Raw genomic sequence first — 20,604 nt, forward strand, 5'->3', positions numbered from 1 at the left:
CAGCTCAACATACTCACGCGCTTAACTCCGTTTTCGCCTCATTGGGATGTTGCCAATTGCGTACATCAATCTTACCTGTCACTGCAGAGGAAATAAGGGCTGTACGGCGTTCTTGCATCAGTTGAATGGCTGATTCGGCTTTTTTAGTTAGCTCATCAAATTTTTGATTAGATTGCTTGATGCTTTCTAAAATATTTAGAGCTTCCTCATAAGGTGGTAGCAAATAATAAAGCTCTTTGATTGTATCTTGCCCAATGTTTTGCATTGAATGACTAGCACCTGTTGCACCTAGCTCAATTTGTTTTCTTACAGCCCCAATCGATAAATACAAAGAAACCATTTCAGGCAATACATTTTTTGAGAACCTTAGTCGATACAACTTATCGCAAAGTATTAAATTTGGATAATCACCATTAACAACAGAAGCACTCCCTACCAATTCTTTTGTGTTAGCACGAGAAATTAATAAATCATCTTTTTGAATTAGATATTGTAAGCGTGGCTCTAACTCAGGTGGCAAGGCTTTATTTTCTGAACTTCTAAATGAGCCACTATTAACACACCCAACTTTTAAAACCCCATATTCATGTGATTCAGCAGGTCGAGAATCACATTGAGGACTCCAACCTTGTTCAAAAGTCGTGGTGATATGTTTTATCTTTATACATTTCCAATGCTCAGGCACTTGCCCTAACCATTCCACACCTGAATCTTTCATGGTTACATCAGGATTTAAACCTTTGGTCACGGCATGACTAATCACCGCTTGACGCTTTTCTTTCAGCAGTTCAATCAGCTTTTCTTGTTTAGCAATTAAAGTGTCAATTTTTGCGGTTTCATGGTCGAGGAAATTAGCGATTTGTGCTTGTTCGTTTAAATCAGGTAAGGGAAGCAATATTCCTCTAAGCTCTTCACCATTTACATGAGGAATACCCATACCTGTTGCATATTTTCTCATTTCTGGTTCTATACAAACACAAAGATACCAATAATATTTATCTTGAATTTTATATATTAAAGACGCAGATGCCATTGTTGATGAAAGAAGACCTTTCTTTCCTAAAACGAACTCACCTGAGTTAGAACCATCCCAAATTATTAAAGGTTGATTATCTTGAACTAAAACTAAACCTTTTTTATATTCTGCATATTTACTTTCGACTTTCCCCCTTAAGCTATCCATTGATAAATAAGGATACAAACCATCAGAATAATTATCAAATAGTAATTCAGGATTTTTGCCCTTAGAAAATACTGCGATATATTTATGTTTTTTTAGAGACCAATGATTAGGAATCGTACCTAACCATTCAACACCTGAATCTTTATACTCACTATATTTCTGATACTTTGCCATTAAGAATGCACCTCTTGAAGCAGTGCCATAATTTCACGGCTTACCGCATCCAAATCCGCATCAATCTCGCTTAAATCACGTGGTGGCTCATACACATAAAAATGACGGTTAAACGGAATCTCATAACCCACAATGCCAATTTCACCATCTTGTGCATCACGCTTATCGGCATTGATCCACGCATCAGGCACATGCGGTTGAACTTCACGCTTAAAGTAAGACTCGATTAAATCCGTGGTGCTTTGACTTGGGTCAAGGGCAATGTTCTCCGCATCACGTAAATCACCATCCTGTACAAACTCAACCACTTTGCCTTTATAGCTAAACTGACCATACAGCGGATTTTCTGCGCCTTTCACCACTTTATTGATCACTGGCTCAGCATCGGCATTCTTCCAGGTGATCGCATCTAGGAACTGCTTCTTTTCTTTAGTTTCAAGTTTTACATTGGCATCTTTTAACGCTTGCTTGAGTACATCATCAAAGATATTAAAGTCATCACATTGCGCCGTACCCATCTTCGCTTGCAGGCTTTCGGCTTTACGCATCAAACTGCGCTGCTCTAACCACAGTTTTGGCTCAAGCACGGTCTTGATATCTTTTTCTTTCAGCTCGCTAAATTCAGCTTTAATCAGCGCACGAATCTCGGCTTCATACTCCGTCAATTGACCATAACTGTCTGCTGTCCATGTTGCGCCGTATTGCTCATACAGCTGTTGCATCACGGCATTAAATGGCTTCGGTGCAAAACGTAAGGATGCCACGGCTTCATCACTCACCTGAGCAGATAAACGCAAAGGACGCTCAATGGTCACACGGCGGTAACCAAACTCGTAACTGTTAAAGATTTTACTAGAAAAGGTTTTAGCAGCTTCATTTTTAGGATTAGCCGATTGACGACCACGATTAGATTTAACCTCTGTAGGTTTATCCAGTTCACGTGCATCCGTCACTTCAAAGTCACCATAACTGCGGGTAATCATTGCGATATCATCTTCGCTCATTTCATTACGTTTAGAGCCAAGTGACTTACGCATTTTGCTGTACAGGTTACTACCATCAATCAGCTGTACTTTGCCCTTACGTTGAGTCTCTTTTTTATTGCTGAGTACCCAAACATAAGTCGCAATACCGGTGTTATAGAACATATCGGTGGGTAGCGCGATAATGGCTTCCAACAAATCTGCTTCTAAAATATAACGGCGGATTTCACTTTCACCACTGCCCGCACTGCCTGTAAACAATGGTGAACCATTCAAGATAATACCAATACGACTGCCTTGCGCCGTGCTGTCGTCTTTATTGCGCATCTTGCTGATCAGATGCATCAGGAACAGCAAAGAACCATCCGATACACGTGGCAAGCCTGCACCAAAACGCCCTTCAAAGCCTTTTTGCTCATGCTCGTCTTTGATGTCCGATTCGATCTTTTTCCAGTCCACCCCAAATGGCGGATTCGATAGCATGTAGTCAAACTTCTCATAGGCCAACTGGTCATTGGATAGCGTATTACCCAATTTGATATTACGCACGTCCTGACCTTTAATCAGCATGTCTGCTTTACAGATCGCATATGACTCTGGGTTGAGTTCCTGACCAAAAACCCGCATTACCGCTTCAGGGTTATGCTCATAGACATATTCTGAACCTGAGGATAAAAATCCACCCGTACCCGCCGTAGGATCGTAAATGGTCCGAATAATACCGTCACCACTCAGCACATCATCATCCTTACTGAATACCAGACCTGTAGTTAAACGAACGATATCACGTGGGGTAAAGTGTTCCCCTGCAGTCTCATTTGAACCTTCGGCAAAACGGCGGATCAGCTCTTCAAACACTAAACCCATTTCATGATTCGATACGGCGCTGTAACTTAAGTCAGTTGCTGCAAACTTCTGCACAACTTTATAAAGTAAGTTAGCATCATCCAGTAGACCAATAAACTCATCAAATTTGAAGTGTTCAAAGATTTCTCGGGCATCTTTAGAAAAGTTCTGAATGTAGTTGTTCAGGTTGGCACGAATATCTTTTTGCCCCAGACTGGCTAAATCCAGCTCGGAAGTATTAAAAAATGACAGGCCATTGGTTGCCTTCAGCAGCATTTTTTCTTTGGCTTCTTCTGGCAATGGCATGAGTCTCACTTTTTCATTAGCAGCAAGCACATCAGCCTTGGTTGGAGCCAGCACACACTCCAGACGGCGCAGTAAGGTAAAGGGTAAAATCACACGACCATATTGGGATTGTTTGAAGTCACCACGTAAAAGATCGGCAACCGACCAAATGAATGCTGCTATTTGTGAAAAGTTATTATTTGTCATTAAAAAATACCGCTTGCCCTAAGGCTATAAAACTTGAAATTTATAGTGATGATTGTGCCTGATTTACAACATGTTTTGCTAGAGATAGACTGTACAAAAGAATATTAATTAGAAGTACATATGGGGGTGGGGTTTCAAAAAGTATGCTGGGATTAAATGCAGCCATAATTGATGTAGAAAATACAAAACTTAGTAAAACCAGCCACATTCAATAACTAATAATCAACAACTTACACAAAAATATATCTAGCTCTGCACTAAGCATATTATTTTCAAAATCTGAAATTCATCAAAAACCATCCACATTTATAACCATTTTCTTGATCTTTTTTTTGAAATTGATTTTTTAGCCATGTCTTTATTTACATTACTAAAATAAGGAGCATAAACATGGCATCTAAACACTCAAATCAGAAGAAATACGCTAAAGCTAAGTTTGACTCACATCAGGTCACCCTTACCCCATACCCACCTTTAAGTAAAATTTACAATTGCTATGCACAAATCTTAAAGGCAGCAAAATTGCCTTCAATTTATCAGCCTGATATCAAGTTACTTTATCCCTCAAAAATTTCAGAGAATGAGTTCTTCGTCTTGGATAACTTCCTGCTTCTATATACTTCCAAAACACAAAGTTTATCCATCAATGCACGCTATATTGTGCAAACCGACATCGACCTACCTCTGCTCAAATATCAACTCAGTACACGCTTATTCAAATTAATCACTGAGCTTAAAATTGATATTAAATGTATTAATCCAAATAGCGTACTACATACATTCAATGCTTCACTTTCTAAGCATGCGATTTATGACCTAAATGCACTTCACTCTGAAAAACCACGCTGTGAGTTATCGCTTGATTTGCTCGCAAAACTCATCGGCTGTAGTCGTAATCAGCTCTTGTATCAACAAAAACAAATCCACTCTAGTTACACCGACAAAATCCAGCAACTTACGCAAAAGTGCGCAGCGCTCAAACATCTTGAGCCTAACCCAGAACTATTTTGGAGGGCTCAACATGCAAACTAGGCCATTAATTCAGCGTCTTTTAGAGAAAGAATTCATACATGATGACTATGCTGAAATGCTTGAGCGATACTTAGACGGCATACCCCTTATCCCTGAACTAAAGCAATTATTAACACTCGACATCAAAGCAGAGCCGAATCATCAGGATCAACGGACACTTTTTTTACCTGCTCCACCTTCTGTTTCAGCACATCCTATTTGTGCCTATATTTATTCAGTACAACAGCACTCACAGCATTCAGTTATACAGCAATGGGCAGTCCACAATTTACATGCTGCCTGCATTCTTAAATCTATTCCAAATGCAGGTAAAAAAGACCATCAAACCACGATTATTAAAGTACTTGATCGATTTAGGTTAGCAAATGAAGCTTATGCTGCATTACAACTAGGAAATCAACTCAATAAGTATCAGCAAGAGTACTTATGGCTATGGCAACAACTTCCTAGCGATAAAACACCATTAGCTGACCTCGTCAAATATTTACGCCTTTTAGAAGCTAATCATCAGCTCAATCGCTTTCAGTATTTACTACTACTTGATATACGGCGATTTTATGATTATGTATTAGCACTCAAACCCAAAAAAAATTATTCAGCACCACCCAAACACATAGATGAACCACATTATCTAGATGAGCACGGCGCAATTTTATGCTGCCCACAGGATATACCTCAGAAAGAACATCCTGCACTCTTCTTCGAACAATTACAGGACGAGCAGCCCAAACAGCAATACTCACTTAATACAGCACAAGTATCACCTTTAGCCACTCAATCCAGTTTTCTACAACATAAAATTAGCCAACTCACACAACAACACATTATTAGACAGCAGCATGATTTTACGTGTAGCAAGCATTACCCTGACTTCAACAGCCTGAGTTTACTTGTAAAGCATTGTCATGAGCACTATTTAAACAACATAACTAAAAACAAAGCATATCTTTTTATCCTACTGAGCTTTCTCACTGGGGTACCTATTGAACAATGGCTTAATCTACAAACAAATCAGCGCCGTGCCCTAAATAAACGACAACAACTCATTTTAGAAAACGATCAATATTTTCTACGTTCCAAATTCACGCTGTTTGAGGACCCTGCTTTTGAATACAAAGACCAATTGCTTAATCAGGTTACCCATTTCGACTTACCCTTAATTAAGGAACTTATACTGGGTCTAAAGCAATCTCCAATAGTGAGCCAAGACCAAGTCAATCAGGCATTAAAAAAATGCCGTGAAGAACTGTTTATTCCATCTTTATCAACTAAAAAAATAAGTGTTTTACTACATCACTGTATTTACCAACAAACCAAGAGCCAGCAATTGGCTGACATACTCACAGGCATTGATGCAAATCGATCCGTTTCTATTTCATATTGCTCATACCCTGTGTATAAATTACATCAAAATTATCAAGCAACTGTGCAACAACTATCACACGACTTGGCCGCAAAACTTCATATTTTTGCAGATGATGAGCAACTAAGATTTGGTAGCTGTAAAGCTCCCAAGCCAGCGACAGTGACGGCAATATTTGCTTACTTACAACATCAGATCATTCAAGCCCAACACCATGGACAAATACTTGAAATGTTCAATCACTATAATGTCTGGCTTTGGCATATCTTATTATTTTTCAGTGCGGCTCGACCTGTAAGTGAATTCCCTGGTTTTTTAAGAAATTTTGATTTAAAGCTTCAATGGCTTTGGGTTTCAGATAAAGAAATACATACCAGAACGAATGATGGTCGCTTAATTCCCCTCTGTGATTTTGTAGTGAAGGAAATCCACCAATTCATTACCTACTTAAATGAATTCCAACAACTGTGTCCAGAGCATCAACCGCACATTCAAGAAATTTTAAGCAGTAAAAAACCTCTTCTCAGTGTTTACAAACATGGACAATGGCAAGCCCTCACCCCTCATCTTGTAAGCCAATTTACCCACTTCATGCAACTCGAGCATGCAAATTGGCTTAGACATACGACTCGAGCTTACCTTACCTCAAAAGCAGATGAAAATTTAATTTTAGCTGCGTTTGGACATGAGCAGAATCAACAGGAAATCGGGCAAAAATTCTCAAGTCTGTCTCTTCAACAATATAAAACCCTCGCTGCTCATCTTAACGAGATGCAACACACTTATAAAATTGATGGAATGTATGAACATGCTTAAAGAAAAACACTATGCACATGAACGCCGTACAAAGAATAGAGATCAAAAGCGCATAAAAGAGCGCTTAAAAATTCAAGCAATCATCGATGAATTTCTATCGTTCGAACAATTACAGCAAGCACAACAATCAGAAGGAATACCATCCCTCTTTAACCAAGTAACTCAGCATCTAGATCAACATAAATTTAGCTTTTCTCTAAGAAGCAGATTTTATCAGCATTTCCGCAAACAAATTATTCAATACAATCGAAATCTTCAAACAGACGTACCTTTACCAACTCAACACCTAGGGCGTGTCATCAATTAACTTGAGGAAAACCACCTTGTCCCCATTATATTTTTATGACTAAACGCTATGCATTAAGAGATGATCAGTGGGAACAGATTAAAGATCTGTTACCTGGACGAATAGGTGCTGTTGGAGTAACGGCCAAAGACAACCGACTATTTGTTGAAGGGGTATTGTATCGGTATCGTTCAGGTATTCCGTGGCGAGACTTACCAGAACGCTTTGGTGATTTTAGAGTCGTACATACCCGTTTTAGCCGTTGGGCTAAAACAGGTGTGTGGCAGAGAGTCTTTGAAGTGCTGTCACATGACAGTGATAATGAATACGCCATGTTAGACTCCACTATTGTACGTGCTCATCAACACAGCGCTGGGGAAAAAAAATCAGGCGATTGGACGTAGTAAAGGTGGCTTAAGCACCAAAATTCATGCCCGGACTGATGCTTTAGGCAACCCGACAGGATTTTATCTCACTGATGGGCAGGCCCATGACTTAAACGGTTCAGATGTGTTGCTGGACTTATCGTTGAGCCAGACCTGGCTTATGGATAAAGCCTACAACTCCAGGGATCGGGTCATTGATCCAATTTTAGAGGCGAAGGGTCAGGTTGTGATGCCAGCGAAAAGTAATTCTATTGATCAGCGTGATTATGACCGACATCTCTACAAGGCAAGACATCTGATCGAGAACTTTTTTGCCAAGCTCAAGCAGTATCGTGCTATTGCCACACGCTATGATAAATTGGCTCAAAACTTCTTATCAGCGATTTATTTGGCTTCAACAATCATCTGGCTTAATTGATGACACGCCCTAAATTATCATTAAAAAAATATTTAAAATCATAAAAATAATTTTTTTAATTTAAGAAAGTATTATAAATATATAAGCTTGAAAACTGAAGTATAAATACGAACTTTGTCTAGAAGAATGTTAGCAATCCAGTGGGGGGAATTGTGGAGATTAATCATTTTATAAAATTAGAACATGAACCGTACCGGGTTTGCCGGAGACTTAATATTCTGAGTGAGAAGCACTGCTTCACAAGACGTAGCGAAGCGTAGTATTCCGATGAAAAAACCAAACTATACCTCCGAAATTAGAGAAAGAGCGGTTCAATTACTCATTGAATCTGAAAAAGATTATCCTTCTACTTGGGCAGCAATCACAGCTATTACTCCTAAAATTGGTTGTACTCTTGAAACATTGCGTGTTTGGCATCAAAAATATCTCGATAAACAAAATCCAGTTAAAGTACAACAGGTATCTGACCAAGAAAAAATGAAGCAAATGGAACGTGAAATTAAAGAATTAAAGCGTGCCAATGAAATTCTACGTAAAGCAGCCGCTTTTTTCGCCCAGGCGGAGCTCGACCGCCCACACAAATAATGGTGGATTTTATCCATAACAATAAAGATCGATATGGTGTTGAAGCGATTTGTAGAATTTTACCGATTGCAGCTTCAACCTATTACCGGACTTTAGATCTCGCTGACAATCCAGAACATCGAGCGAACGTGCTCTGCATGACTTACATCATGCAGAGCAAATAAACGTATTTGGAAAGAAAGTTTAGGTCGATATGGTGTACGTAAAGTTTGGCAAAAATTGAAACGTGAAGGCTATGTTATTGCACGTTGTACAGTTTCTCGATTGATGCAAAAGTTAGGCATACAAGGTGTTTGGCGTGGTAAGAACAAACAAACTACCCGTAGCCAAGATGATCAAAAGCGAGCAGATGATTTAGTGAAACGTAATTTTAGTGCTGATCATCCTGACCAATTATGGGTCAGTGACTTTACCTATATTCAAACCAATTCTGGCTGGGTCTACACCGCATTTATTATTGATGTGTTCTCACGAGCAATTGTTGGATGGAAAGTATCTACACGGATGAATACAGATATGGTGCTCGATGCATTGGAGCAAGCATTGCACGATCGAGGCATGCCAAAGAATGTAATTCATCATTCAGATAGAGGTGTTCAATATCTTTCTATTCGCTATACCAATCGTTTAGAAGCAGCAAATTTACGAGCATCAGTCGGTACGACGGGTGATTCATACGATAATGCTTTGGCTGAAACGGTGAATGGCTTATACAAAACAGAGGTGATTGAATATTTAAAAGCAGATTGGCAAGGTTTAGCGGATGTACAACTTGCAACATTAAATTGGGTAGATTGGTTTAACAAAAAGCGTGTACACAGTGCACTGGGTTATGTATCGCCTTTTGAGTTTGAAGCAATGTACTATGATAAGATTAACCCGTTAGGTCAGGTGGCCTAACTTAAATAAAAAAGTCTCCGAAAAATCCGGTACGGTTCACCTTGGGCTTGGTTCGAGTGATTGGACTAATCGACTCCACATATCCAATGACATGGTTTACCACGGTATCGTCATAATCACCTAAAAATCTTTCAACATAAAACTCATTAAAGTTTATGTACTTAAAGGCCTTTGACATTGACAAGATGAAAATATTTAGACATTCCTCATCTTCAAAATCAATATCCATTTTTAAGCTTAAGCAAATAAAAGCTTTATAAACGATCTGCAATCGATCATAGCCTTTAATAACACTACAAAATTTCCCAACAGTTTCAATGGTCGCCACTGGAAAGTTAGTAATCAAGAACTCAATACTACGGCGTATCCGAGTAAATTCTTTAAACCCAATCGTTCTATCATCAATCTGCATACTTCTTTCATGCATTTCAAACACAATTGAAAACCATGCAAGGAAAGAGGTAATTTGGAAGCGCTTATCATTATAAAAATATAGGAAAGGATGCAAACCTAAACTTGCCACTCCTGTGCTTTTTACAGGTGTCGCTATTCTGTAAAGAATGGTCCATAGATGGGACATGAATTGTTCTACACTCTCCCCCCTGATTCAAACTCATAATATTGTGAATTTGATCACCCGCAATAAGAGTGATATGATTTTACCATCAACCTCTCAGACTTCATTACCTATTTCTACTAAGGTACATATACGAACAACTAATAGATCATTGGAAGAAATTGTTGAAGAAAGTGCAAGAGTAGCTACTAGAATAGGGGTAGGAACAGCTATTGCTACAGGTGCTGCCAGTGTAGTTGCAACACCAGTTATAGTCCCGCTTGCTCTAATAGGAGGTGTTACTATCGCTTATAGTCGATTCTTAAAGATAAATAAGGCGATTCAGATATTTAAGTGATTTTTTTATACAGTATGAACAGGAGTAATAAAAATTAATAATTATATTTTAGGGTTAAATATTGGTAATCATGATTCTGCGGCCGCGCTTATTAAAAATGGAGAAGTAATAAGATATATTGAGCAAGAAAGAATCAGTAGAAATAAGATAGCACTAGGAGAACCACCCATTGATGCTATTTTGGCATGTTTAAATAGTGAGGGAGTTTCTATTCACGATATTTCAGCTATATCCGTCGGGATGGACTGGCAGTCTAGAAATAATATATATGAAATGTCTGAAGAAGAAAGAGATAAGTATAAAAAATTTGAAAATAAAGATTGGTTTTTACCATCAGAAATTTTTGGAGATAAATTACCTCCAGTTTATATAATAAAACATCATCTAGCACATGCAGCTAGTGCCTATAGACTAAGTGGATTTAAGCAGTGTGCTATTCTTGTAGTAGACAATCGGGGGGAGGAGTTCTCAACTTCTTTAGGAGTAGCAAAGAATGGAGAAATTAATTTCTTTAAAGAAATCAACATTCAAAATTCGCTTGGTCTTTTCTATAATAGAGCTGCTGAATTTACGGGGTTATATGGTAAGCATAGAGAGGTAGGGAAGTTTATGGGGTTAGCTTCATATGGTCAACCCACAATGCCAATGCCATTAATACCATCGAGAAATAAAATCCTTTTTGCTAGCCTTCCAAATATAGAAAATGAAAGCATATTCAATTCCCTCTCATTAAGAAAACAACACTTTAAAGAGTATTTTGAAGCAAATTGTTTTCCTTACGAAACCGGAAATGTTGAAGAAATAATGAGTTATGCAAACTTTGCTGCATCTGTACAAAAAGCATTAGAGGACGTTTTAATTGATTTTGTAAAAGAGCTAAAAGAATTTTCAGATATAGACAATTTAGTTCTTGCTGGTGGAGTTGCCCTTAATTGTTCTGCAAATGGAAAGATTGAAAAATCTGGTATTTTTAAAAATATATTTATACCACCTTTCCCTTCTGACTCTGGAACTGCTATCGGTTCTGCTTTAGAGGTGTATCATCAATTGTATGCCAAAGAAGAGGTTAGCAAAACGCTTAGAGTAGCTGGACTAGGAATTTCATACACACAGCATGATACTATACTCGTATTAGAGAATTATAAAGACAGGATTCGTTACTCCATACTCAAAGAGAATGAAATGTTCGATTCAGTTGCTAAAGAAATCTCAGAAGGGAAAATTATTGGTTGGGTACAGGAGGGATTTGAAGCAGGACCAAGAGCGTTAGGATATCGCAGCATACTTGCAGATCCAAGAACTAGACGTAGTTTAATTAAATTAAATTTAATTAAAGAGCGAGAAATGTGGAGACCAATAGCTCCAAGTATTTTACAAGAGCAATACTCCAATTTTTTTGAAGGCAATGCAGATTCAAAATATTTTATGAATGTCGCTACTATTGTTAAAGAGGACAAACGTAAAAATATTCCTGCGGTCGTTCATGTGGATTACACGGCTCGGCCTCAAGTAGTACCTCAAAAACATCATAAATATTATGGGTTAATTAGCGCATTCTTTAAATTGACTGGTGTTCCTGTATTGTGTAATACATCATTTAATAGCCGAGGTATGCCTTTAGTTAATACCCCTAAGGATGCCATAGACTGCTTTTTAGAAAGACAAATAGATGTATTAGTAATTGGTAATATTGTTATTAAGAAGGTTTAAAAATGTTTGTTTTTGATGTTTCTAGTTTTATTAGTTATAAAGAATATACAGATTTTATTGCTAATTTGAAAAGCAAATTTGATGAAAAGAGAAATAGCCTTTTTGAGATATATAATATTACTAATTCTGCTGTTTGGAATAATCGTCCAGATGAATATACTGAGTTTAGAGATAAATATCGAGAACTTAGACAAGATGTAATTAATGAAATTATTAAAAAATTTCGTAAATTTCTACCAAATAATTGTCTAATTTATGAATTTGGTAGTCTAACAAAATTTACTGATAGAATTGAAAGTGATATTGACTTAACTTTTTGTTACGATGAAAAGAAAAGTTATACTTTTGAATGCGCAGAAGAATTAATTTATTACTCTATTTGCCATGTGTTTGAGCACTCAATAGATCATATTCATGGAAAATTCCAGCATTATCCTATAACTTGTGAATTTGATAATTTAACGGAGAAGGATAATTTATATATTCTGAAATTTGATCAGGCTTGTATTGAATATAAATGTGGTCCTGAAGCTTTAATTGAAAATATCATGGGCATAAAAAATGTAAGAGACTATCAATCACTCATCGATGGTTATCGAGAAAAGTACACATTACAATGTAATATTGATTGCTTGTATTCTATTCTCATAATAGAAAACTCCACGGAACATGACTTTATTGGAGACTTAGCGAAATTAGAAAATCAAAATAATATCTTTTCAAATTATAATTTTGATTATAATGAATATTTATTTGAAGATGCAATTGAAGTGTCAGATATTAAAAAGGCTTTTAAGAATACGATAATTTCAATGTATATTATGATTTCTTTCCTAAGAAAAAAAGTTGCATGGTTAAATCAATATTCAATGACAATGGATGATGCCTTTAAGAGTAATGAACTCATTCTTTTTTTCGGAAGTGAGTACATTGAAAGACTTAGAAATTCATTTATCCAAATGATTTTTTATTGGGATAGAATGGAATTATTATTAAACAATCATAATATTTCCCTAAGTACCAGATGCCATACGGTATTTTCTAAAAAAAATTTAGATGACATGTTGTATGAAAAATATAATGAAACGAATTTATTGGATAAAATTTTAATTTCAATTAATAGTTTGAACACTATGATCTTTCACGGTTGGAGAATTATTAATGAAAAGTGATAATAAAATTTTCATTAATAATATATGTATAGAGACGCATTCAATTACTATTTTTTTTGATATTGATAGCTCAGAAGAAATGCAAATAGAAGCATGGCTAGAAAATAAAAATAAATATAAGCCTCATATATTTTATATCGATGTTGACAATGAAAAACGAAGAATTGTAATTGAAAATCAAGCATTACACTCTTTTATTAAAGGATTTCCCAGTGAATCGTTTAAGCTTTCATTATCTACAATGACTAAAAGAATTAGCTATAAGGTTTCCACGAACCTTAAAGACATATATCTAGATGATATTGATATTTTGCCGACTAAAGAGCTTTTAGCTTTTAATAATAGAGAATCGATTCCAAAGAATGAACTACTGATAAATGAGCAAGTTAAAATTCAACATGAAAATAAGTTAGAACTTGAGAACATTACTGTATTACCTGTTGATACGTTAAATATTGGTTCATGCTTTAGTAGAAGTGTCTTTAAGACACATGAATATTTTAATCCTAGATATAAAGAGTTTTTTTATCTAAAAAAGACGCTATTTCACAATTCATTTATCTCTCTTTTTTCTGATCCTATTGACTTTACTTTTTCTACCGTCGAGGATTTAATAACGGGAGATGCAGCTTTATACGTTGGAATAGAATTTATAAAAAATATAGACAAACAGTTTATAGATAGTAATTTTAAATTAGTCGTTGTAGATAATTATATAGATGCAACTAGTCCGATTATAAAATACGGCAGTCACTCATTTTTAACATATAATAAATATCTAGCAGAATCTATCTTTAAGCGGCTATTTTCTTCTTGTGAGATTATATATCCAGGAACAAAACAGCATTTAGAGTTATATCAAAAAAGCATAGTTAATTTTAGGAATATATTGACTAAATATAATGTTAAAAACGTTATTTTAATTGGAGGCAGGCAAAGTCAATATAAAATTAATGAACAAACAAACCAAATAAGTCCATGGACTGATAAAATGGAGTGGATATTAAACGTCAACAAAAACTGGGATAAAGTTGATAGAATTTTCTTAGAGGAAATACCAAATTCCATTTATATCGATAAAAGAACTACACATTGGAAAAGTGATGTTTTTAGCCCAATGATTGGAGGTGCTTCACCTTCTCACTATCAAAGTGGATATTATAAAGAGTTATTTAACGATATAATATCTTTTTTAAGTCGGGACTCGGTTGATGAAAAAAGATATAATCAGTAGTTATATAGGCAATGTTATCGAAAGTTGTAAAAGTATTAATTATGATCAGATTATAAATATATACGATGTTTTAATTACAGCTGTTAGCATGGGAGGGAAAATCTATATTTGTGGAAATGGTGGGTCTGCATCTACAGCTTCGCATTTTCAAACTGATTTAAATAATGCTTTTTCAATTACTTTAAAATCCATGCCAGCTATTTGTCTAGCTAATAATTTATCAACAATAACGGCTATTTCTAATGATTATTCTTATGATGATGTATTTCTGCATCAATTAAAATTCATTCTAAATGAAAAAGATGTACTCATAACAATATCAGGTAGCGGAAACTCAACTAACGTTGTGAAAGCGGCTGAATATGCAAAAAATAAAGGCAATGTTGTAGTTTCTATGGTTGGATTCGATGGTGGGAAATTGAAAATAATTTCTGATTATTGTTTTTATGTTCCTGTAAATAATATGCAAATTTCTGAGGACTTGCATCTATTTTGCTGCCATCTTCTTTCTACATTAATTAGAGAATGTAAACGTAAACAATATGATTAGTTTAAATCAGTTACAGAATAGCGGTAATACATGTATTTTTATAAGACATGGCGAGAAAAATCTTAATGGATATGATTTATCGAGTGAAGGGAAAAAGCAATCTTTAGAGTTTGCTGAAAAACTATACTTGTTAAATAAAGAAATTAATGTATTCTCAAGCCCGGAACAACGATGCATAGAAACCGCAACTATTATAAACAATAGGATAAATGGAGAGAGTAGTAATATTTCCCTGTCAAGTGCTTTGGGGAAACCAGGAATACAAGTAAAGAATGAAATTGAATATACAAAACTTACAGATACTATGCGCTGTAGAGATATTTTTAGCGAATGGAAAAGAGGAAAGTGTTGTGAAGCTATGCACAGACCAGCAATCATTAAGGAAAGAATGATTTCTTTCTTTGAAAAAACTTCATTTAAGAATGGCATAACTCTTTATATCAGCCAATCAGGTACAGTTGCTTGTACTGGATATGCATTAAATTTGACTGATTATAAAAATGTTGATCATGAATGGGTCGACTATCTTGATGGATATATTTTTAGGCTATAACATGGCAGTTATTATATTTGATTTATTTGGCACACTAATTGATATTGATGACAATCAAAATGATTATGATAAAGCCTTGAAATGGTTGGCAGATACATATTTTGAAAATAGGTTTATAGAACTAAAAAAATCATCTAAAATATTCAAAGCTAAATATCTTGAAGATAGAAAAAAATCAAATAGAGAAACCTCATTTTTTAATCAGCTAACTTTTTTTGAAACTACATTAGGTATTGAAATTTACGATGATTTTACTTCAATTGAGTTAAATTTCATTCATCTTTTTCGTAGAGAAAAATTAATCGATGGTACACATGAACTCTTACAATATTTGATAGAAAATAATTATAGAATTTTTATATTAAGCAATAGCATCTTTTCTGGAACTAACTTAAAAATATATTTAGACCATTTAGGCATTGGAAAATACATAGAGGAACTATTTTCTAGTGCTGATATAGGTTTTCGAAAGCCTTCAAAAGAAATTTTTACTTATATGATAAATAGATTAGAAATTAAAAATCCTAAAGAAGTATATTTTATTGGAGATTCTTTAGAAAAGGATTATAATGGAGCAAAGAATATTGGATTCACTCCAATTTTAATGGGAGTAAATGAAGAAATAGTAGATTTAAAATTTACCAGTATTCCCAACTTACTAAAATATTTAAAAATCACCCAATAATGATCAATAGCTTATTTTTGATACTATTTGTCACTTAGTCCTTATCAAAGAACGAAAGCCATGTTTCATTTGATAAATTGTCAGCATCATAGAATTGACCGCGAGAAATAATTAATTTAGATAAAATATTCTTCAACCTATTACTTGAATTTTTTAACTCGTTAAATGGTAGATATGCATCATATGGAGATATATTTAATAAAAATGTATCATGTTTAAATTTATCGATATAAAAATCAATAAAATCCTCACTCCCTCGATTAACTTGTTTTATTATTTCATAATTTTGTAGCTCGGCTCTATCAAATTTCAAGCCATTATTAGTGTAGCCCAGGAATGATGGTGTACAAGATTGGGTAAATAACTCTAATAACAAATTATTTTTTTCTGTGCCATAATTTAGATGTAAATCAAGTAAATCTTTATTTAATGTATCAGAGAATAGATACGAATGAATTGAATCATCCATTGTATATAACGCTGCCATGTTTTCAATAGGTTGTGTATATCCAGCAAGTAAAGAATATACCTCACAATCTAATTCTAAATAGTTATTAATAATATTTTTTAGAATTAATGGTCCCGTACCTGCCCAGCCCACATCAACAATTGCAATGCTTTTTGCATTACCAACTGATTGTCTTACAGATTCTACTGTTGCATTAATATCATCTTTGAAAGAATCGATGATTTGTGTTTTATTATCATAAAATAAATCTTCAATTTTTTGAGCAGTGGTTTTTGATAAAATATCATCTTTTGATAAATTATAACTATCTAAATTACGAATCAAATATTCAATTCCCAAGAAATTTAATAAATGCTCTATTTTTATATTATAAACACCTCTTGCTTTGTGCCAAATCATCCTTCGACAAAACTCATAGAAATTGTCGAAAGCCGTAATTTTTGTACCCGCTAATCTAGACCAATAAAAATATTCCCAATTTTTATGATTTGGCAATTTGTCATACATCTTACTATAGACATCTCCATCTCTAGATAAAAATAAAATTTTATCGACATTATGTGTAGTAGCGAATTTATTCACCCATTGTACAAATCCTAAGATGTATATTCCGCCATATATATAGCCTAATTTATAGGTTTCACTATATTCATTGTTTTGACAATACAGATGATTGTTAATAATTGCTGAATATATTCTTCCAGTAATATATGACATACTACTTAATCTATTTTTGGATGCAATTTCACTTACGTTTTTATAATAAAAAGTACTAATGTCTGAATTTTCAGCATTTTCAATATCAGAAATATAATTATCTCCAACATGAATAATCTTTTGATTTTTATACTTTTCTTTGATAATGTAATAAATGTCTCCTTTTTTCTTAGATTTATTTAATTCTGAAGAAACATATATTTCATTAATAAGGGAATATCCATTAGCTTTTAATATCTCCCTTATTTGCTGTTTCGATAAATACATATCTGTGCATATAATGATTTTTTTCTTTTTTTTAATACATTCTGAAATTATTTTTTGAAAAAAGGGGTTTGCATAACAATAGTTAAGTTCTAATTCAAATTCTAACTGTGCTGTTTTAATTGGACATAAATTTGTTTTTTTTGAAATTAAATTATAAATTTCGCTTAAAGTAGCGTTATTATGATGATATTTTTCTTGATTAAATTTTCTTACTTCATCTTCAGAATCGACCCTGATTTTAGAAAATTTATAGATACCTAATCTGCTCTCCATAATAGAGAAAAGCACTCTTGGACTTGTAAATGGACGAAAAATTAATGTGTCAAAAATATCGAAAGAAATAACATCATATTCACAAAGTTTATTTAATAGATCCTTAGGCTCGATCCTAAAGTCTTCTGAATTAGAATATAAATCTATATTGCTATGCATATCCATCTCAATTTGCTATTTTAGAAGGGAGCCCGTTACTAATTATATATCCATCCGAGCTAATTCTCCATTCGTTTGTAACAGTTAATCTTCTAACCTCAATCTCTTCAGAATATCTTGGAGTCAAATAATAAATTTTTTGATCCCACCCAGTTACGAATAGTTTCTTGCTGTGTATAATAAAACTCACCATCAATCAGAAAATCTGTATATTTTAATGGCTTTGTTGCACAAAGATTTCATAACTATATGATTTTAAAAGTTTTGATTATTTTTCGATCCAAAATTAAATTTATTTAAATCAGATACTTACATATTTATGCAACAAAGCCGTATAGATGCTAAAACCTTACAAATACGCGCTATTCAGCTCACAACCAATAATATCAGGGATTCATAGGTGCTTGGTGATTTACTTAATCAGATTCCACAAGATGAGCAGATTGACTCTGTTTATACCGATGGAGCTTATGACACCAAGCAATACCGTCAGGTCATTGCAGATCGGCAAGCGCATGCGGTGATTCCAGCTAGAAAAAATGCGAAATGTTAGAACCCAATCAAAGTGTCTATATCCTCACCAATAAAAATGTCGGTGGTGTTTCAAAAAGTATGCTGAGAAAAAACAGGTTGGCTTTTGATAAAATAGTGAGATGCAAATAACACTAGAAATCAAATGTCCAACCTGTCTAAGTGACAGTATAATGAAAAATGGCTTCAAACTATATGGGAAGCAAAACTACCAATGCAAAAACTGTAAGCGTCAATTTATTGGTGATCATGCTCTTAGTTATCGAGGTTGTCATTCTGGTATAACAAATAAAATACTACATCTGATGGTTAGAGGTGGTGGTGTAAGAGATATTGCAGAAACAGAGCGTATCAGCATAGGTAAGGTTTTGCGAACATTGAGTAATTCTGCTTATCAAATTCGTCCCAAGCAGAATTATTATGAATCTCTTGAAGTTGATGAGTTTTGGACTTTTGTAGGAAATAAAGCGAATAAACAATGGCTTATTTATGCATATCATCGTGAAACAGGGGAAGTTGTTGCTTATGTTTGGGGGAAGCGAGATTTAGCAACAGTCTAACGACTTAAAGCTACGCTTAAAAAAATTGGTGTGCACTACACTCGGATTGCGAGTGATCATTGGGATAGTTTTGTCACTGCTTTTAAAACATGTAAGCAAAAAATTGGGAAGTTTTTTACTGTGGGTATCGAAGGTAATAATTGCAGAATAAGACATCGTATTAGGCGTGGATTTAGGCGAAGTTGTAACTTTTCAAAAAAGCTTGAGAACCATTTTAAAGCTTTCGATTTAACCTTCTTTTATATCAATAATGGCTTCATTTAAGGGCAGCATACTTTTTGAAACACCACCAAATATTGATTTAATTGATTAAACACTGCGAAAAACTATGACCTAGTCAAAACTTGGCTGGGTTTTTCTGCCCCCAAAATTTGATAAGCTTAATTATGTTCTCTAACCTGAGTTCGATGAAATCCACTTAGCCTTTTAGCATATTTTGGAAAGTTGGCTTATTGGGGTTCAAGCAATATGCCACTACAGCAGCCATGATATTCACCATAAAGTTATTCACCGAACGATGACGTGAATGTTCAAGTTGATGTAAATTTTTTAATTTGTGTGATTCATTCTTCGGTACCCACTATAATTTTCTCAGAGATCAATCAATATGGAATTAAAGATTACTACTGTAATCTTTAGTTACGTAAGTGTCCGCTAGCGAATCCATTTAAATACAAGCTAGTACAATTAAACAATTAACAAATCTTTGTCGATGTCACTTTCCGCACTCATTTCAGATTCGTCATCTACCCACACTTTGTGTTCTACATCTTGAATTAAGCTACTCATTCCATGTGTAGGTTTTATACCCATTACATCAAGTTTTTCCTTTAATGACATAATCATATTTTCACGTTCAATGGACCAACTCGATGCAAAGCATCTCCAGAATGTCCATCCTGCGCGTTCTAAAGCACGTTGACGAGTCATGTCATCATGCCATTGTTCTGGCCCATGATAGCTATCACCATCACATTCAACAGCCAAACGCTGATCACCATCTGACTCAACGACTAAATCGATTCGATAGCTTCCAACCTTAATCTGTGGAGTAACTGTGTAACCCATTTCATGAAGTGTCGTAAATACAGATTTTTCAAACTCCGATTCACACAAGTCTAATTTTGCTTCAAATGATGCTAGAGGTGGTCCCACATGTTTGAACAACTAAAAGCTTATTTATAAGTGATACTCTGCTCTAGTTAAGCTACCTTATTTTGTTGTGGTAGCTGGTCATAGTAAAACTCATCTGGAGTCATTTTGTCCAGACTCGAATGAGGTCGTTTCAAATTATAAAATTCAAAATATGCGTTTAATTGCTTCTTCGCATCCAAAACATTGCTGTA

Annotated in this window: 13 protein-coding genes, 7 pseudogenes and 1 other annotated feature; of the genes and pseudogenes, 13 read left to right on the plus strand and 7 right to left on the minus strand. The window is 34.7% G+C overall.

What is annotated here, in order from left to right:
* Nucleotides 1-13 precede the first annotated feature (13 nt).
* Nucleotides 14-1,357, minus strand: coding sequence for a restriction endonuclease subunit S (locus tag BLV99_RS14805; RefSeq protein ID WP_092692104.1), 1,344 nt, complete (start codon nt 1,355-1,357; stop codon nt 14-16).
* Nucleotides 1,357-3,678, minus strand: coding sequence for a type I restriction-modification system subunit M (locus BLV99_RS14810; protein WP_092692107.1), 2,322 nt, complete (start codon nt 3,676-3,678; stop codon nt 1,357-1,359). Before BLV99_RS14810 ends, BLV99_RS14805 begins: the two co-directional genes overlap by 1 nt.
* A 390-nt stretch (nt 3,679-4,068) precedes the next feature.
* Between BLV99_RS14810 and BLV99_RS14815 the strand changes: the two genes are divergently transcribed.
* The 5 genes and pseudogenes from BLV99_RS14815 (at nt 4,069) to BLV99_RS14835 (ending at nt 9,464) form a co-directional block, all read left to right on the plus strand.
* On the plus strand, nt 4,069-4,710 hold the full coding sequence (locus BLV99_RS14815) for a hypothetical protein (RefSeq protein ID WP_075696603.1): 642 nt from the start codon (nt 4,069-4,071) through the stop codon (nt 4,708-4,710).
* Nucleotides 4,700-6,889 carry a hypothetical protein gene (locus tag BLV99_RS14820; protein WP_092692109.1) on the plus strand — a complete coding sequence of 730 codons (2,190 nt, stop codon included), beginning with the start codon at nt 4,700-4,702 and terminating at the stop codon, nt 6,887-6,889. The genes BLV99_RS14815 and BLV99_RS14820 overlap by 11 nt, the downstream gene beginning before the upstream one ends.
* Nucleotides 6,876-7,196: a hypothetical protein gene (locus BLV99_RS14825; RefSeq protein WP_244516334.1), complete on the plus strand. Its 321-nt coding sequence runs from the start codon at nt 6,876-6,878 to the stop codon at nt 7,194-7,196. Before BLV99_RS14820 ends, BLV99_RS14825 begins: the two co-directional genes overlap by 14 nt.
* A gap of 35 nt (nt 7,197-7,231) precedes the next feature.
* Nucleotides 7,232-7,979 (plus strand): annotated as a pseudogene (locus BLV99_RS14830) (IS5 family transposase).
* A gap of 267 nt (nt 7,980-8,246) precedes the next feature.
* A pseudogene (locus tag BLV99_RS14835) lies at nt 8,247-9,464 on the plus strand (IS3 family transposase).
* Nucleotides 8,522-8,638 (plus strand) — a sequence feature (AL1L pseudoknot). It overlaps the preceding pseudogene by 117 nt.
* A 40-nt stretch (nt 9,465-9,504) precedes the next feature.
* Here the strand turns inward: BLV99_RS14835 and BLV99_RS14840 are convergent.
* Nucleotides 9,505-10,117 (minus strand): annotated as a pseudogene (locus BLV99_RS14840) (HNH endonuclease); the annotation flags it as partial.
* A 306-nt stretch (nt 10,118-10,423) separates the two neighbouring features.
* Between BLV99_RS14840 and BLV99_RS14850 the strand changes: the two are divergent.
* Genes BLV99_RS14850 through BLV99_RS14875 form a run of 6 tightly spaced genes read left to right on the plus strand, consistent with a single transcriptional unit; the run spans nt 10,424 to nt 16,282 of the window.
* Nucleotides 10,424-12,088, plus strand: a complete 1,665-nt coding sequence (locus tag BLV99_RS14850) for a carbamoyltransferase family protein (RefSeq protein WP_280138282.1) — start codon at nt 10,424-10,426, stop codon at nt 12,086-12,088.
* A gap of 2 nt (nt 12,089-12,090) precedes the next feature.
* Nucleotides 12,091-13,260: a hypothetical protein gene (locus tag BLV99_RS14855; RefSeq protein ID WP_092692116.1), complete on the plus strand. Its 1,170-nt coding sequence runs from the start codon at nt 12,091-12,093 to the stop codon at nt 13,258-13,260.
* The gene (locus BLV99_RS14860; protein WP_092692119.1) at nt 13,250-14,494 is read left to right on the plus strand and encodes a DUF6270 domain-containing protein; all 1,245 of its coding nucleotides are present in this window, start codon (nt 13,250-13,252) and stop codon (nt 14,492-14,494) included. Before BLV99_RS14855 ends, BLV99_RS14860 begins: the two co-directional genes overlap by 11 nt.
* Nucleotides 14,472-15,044 carry a D-sedoheptulose-7-phosphate isomerase gene (locus BLV99_RS14865; protein WP_092692122.1) on the plus strand — a complete coding sequence of 191 codons (573 nt, stop codon included), beginning with the start codon at nt 14,472-14,474 and terminating at the stop codon, nt 15,042-15,044. Before BLV99_RS14860 ends, BLV99_RS14865 begins: the two co-directional genes overlap by 23 nt.
* On the plus strand, nt 15,037-15,597 hold the full coding sequence (locus BLV99_RS14870; protein ID WP_092692125.1) for a phosphoglycerate mutase family protein: 561 nt from the start codon (nt 15,037-15,039) through the stop codon (nt 15,595-15,597). The genes BLV99_RS14865 and BLV99_RS14870 overlap by 8 nt, the downstream gene beginning before the upstream one ends.
* A gap of 1 nt (nt 15,598) precedes the next feature.
* The gene (locus BLV99_RS14875) at nt 15,599-16,282 is read left to right on the plus strand and encodes an HAD family hydrolase (RefSeq protein WP_167356342.1); all 684 of its coding nucleotides are present in this window, start codon (nt 15,599-15,601) and stop codon (nt 16,280-16,282) included.
* Nucleotides 16,283-16,316: 34 nt separating this feature from the next.
* On the opposite strand, the gene BLV99_RS14880 is transcribed toward BLV99_RS14875, so the two are convergent.
* Complete coding sequence (locus tag BLV99_RS14880; RefSeq protein ID WP_092692130.1) at nt 16,317-18,173, minus strand: HAD-IA family hydrolase; 1,857 nt, start codon at nt 18,171-18,173, stop codon at nt 16,317-16,319.
* Between the two features lie 328 nt (nt 18,174-18,501).
* On the opposite strand from BLV99_RS14880, the pseudogene BLV99_RS14890 reads away from it, so the two are divergent.
* Together BLV99_RS14890 and BLV99_RS14895 are read left to right on the plus strand one after the other, a co-directional pair.
* Nucleotides 18,502-18,714: pseudogene (locus BLV99_RS14890) on the plus strand (transposase); the annotation flags it as partial.
* Nucleotides 18,715-18,820: 106 nt separating this feature from the next.
* Nucleotides 18,821-19,522: pseudogene (locus tag BLV99_RS14895) on the plus strand (IS1 family transposase).
* Nucleotides 19,523-19,676: 154 nt separating this feature from the next.
* Here BLV99_RS14895 and BLV99_RS18090 read toward each other — a convergent pair.
* The 3 genes and pseudogenes from BLV99_RS18090 to BLV99_RS14905 all read right to left on the minus strand — a co-directional run.
* Nucleotides 19,677-19,814, minus strand: a pseudogene (locus tag BLV99_RS18090) (IS982 family transposase); the annotation flags it as partial.
* Nucleotides 19,815-19,945: 131 nt separating this feature from the next.
* Nucleotides 19,946-20,395 (minus strand): annotated as a pseudogene (locus BLV99_RS14900) (DUF559 domain-containing protein); the annotation flags it as partial.
* A gap of 65 nt (nt 20,396-20,460) precedes the next feature.
* On the minus strand, nt 20,461-20,604 hold a 144-nt coding region (locus BLV99_RS14905), incomplete at its 5' end, for an integrase core domain-containing protein (protein ID WP_139243551.1).

Origin of the sequence: Acinetobacter kyonggiensis, from assembly GCF_900107285.1 — a bacterium.
Classification (GTDB): Bacteria; Pseudomonadota; Gammaproteobacteria; order Pseudomonadales; family Moraxellaceae; genus Acinetobacter; species Acinetobacter kyonggiensis.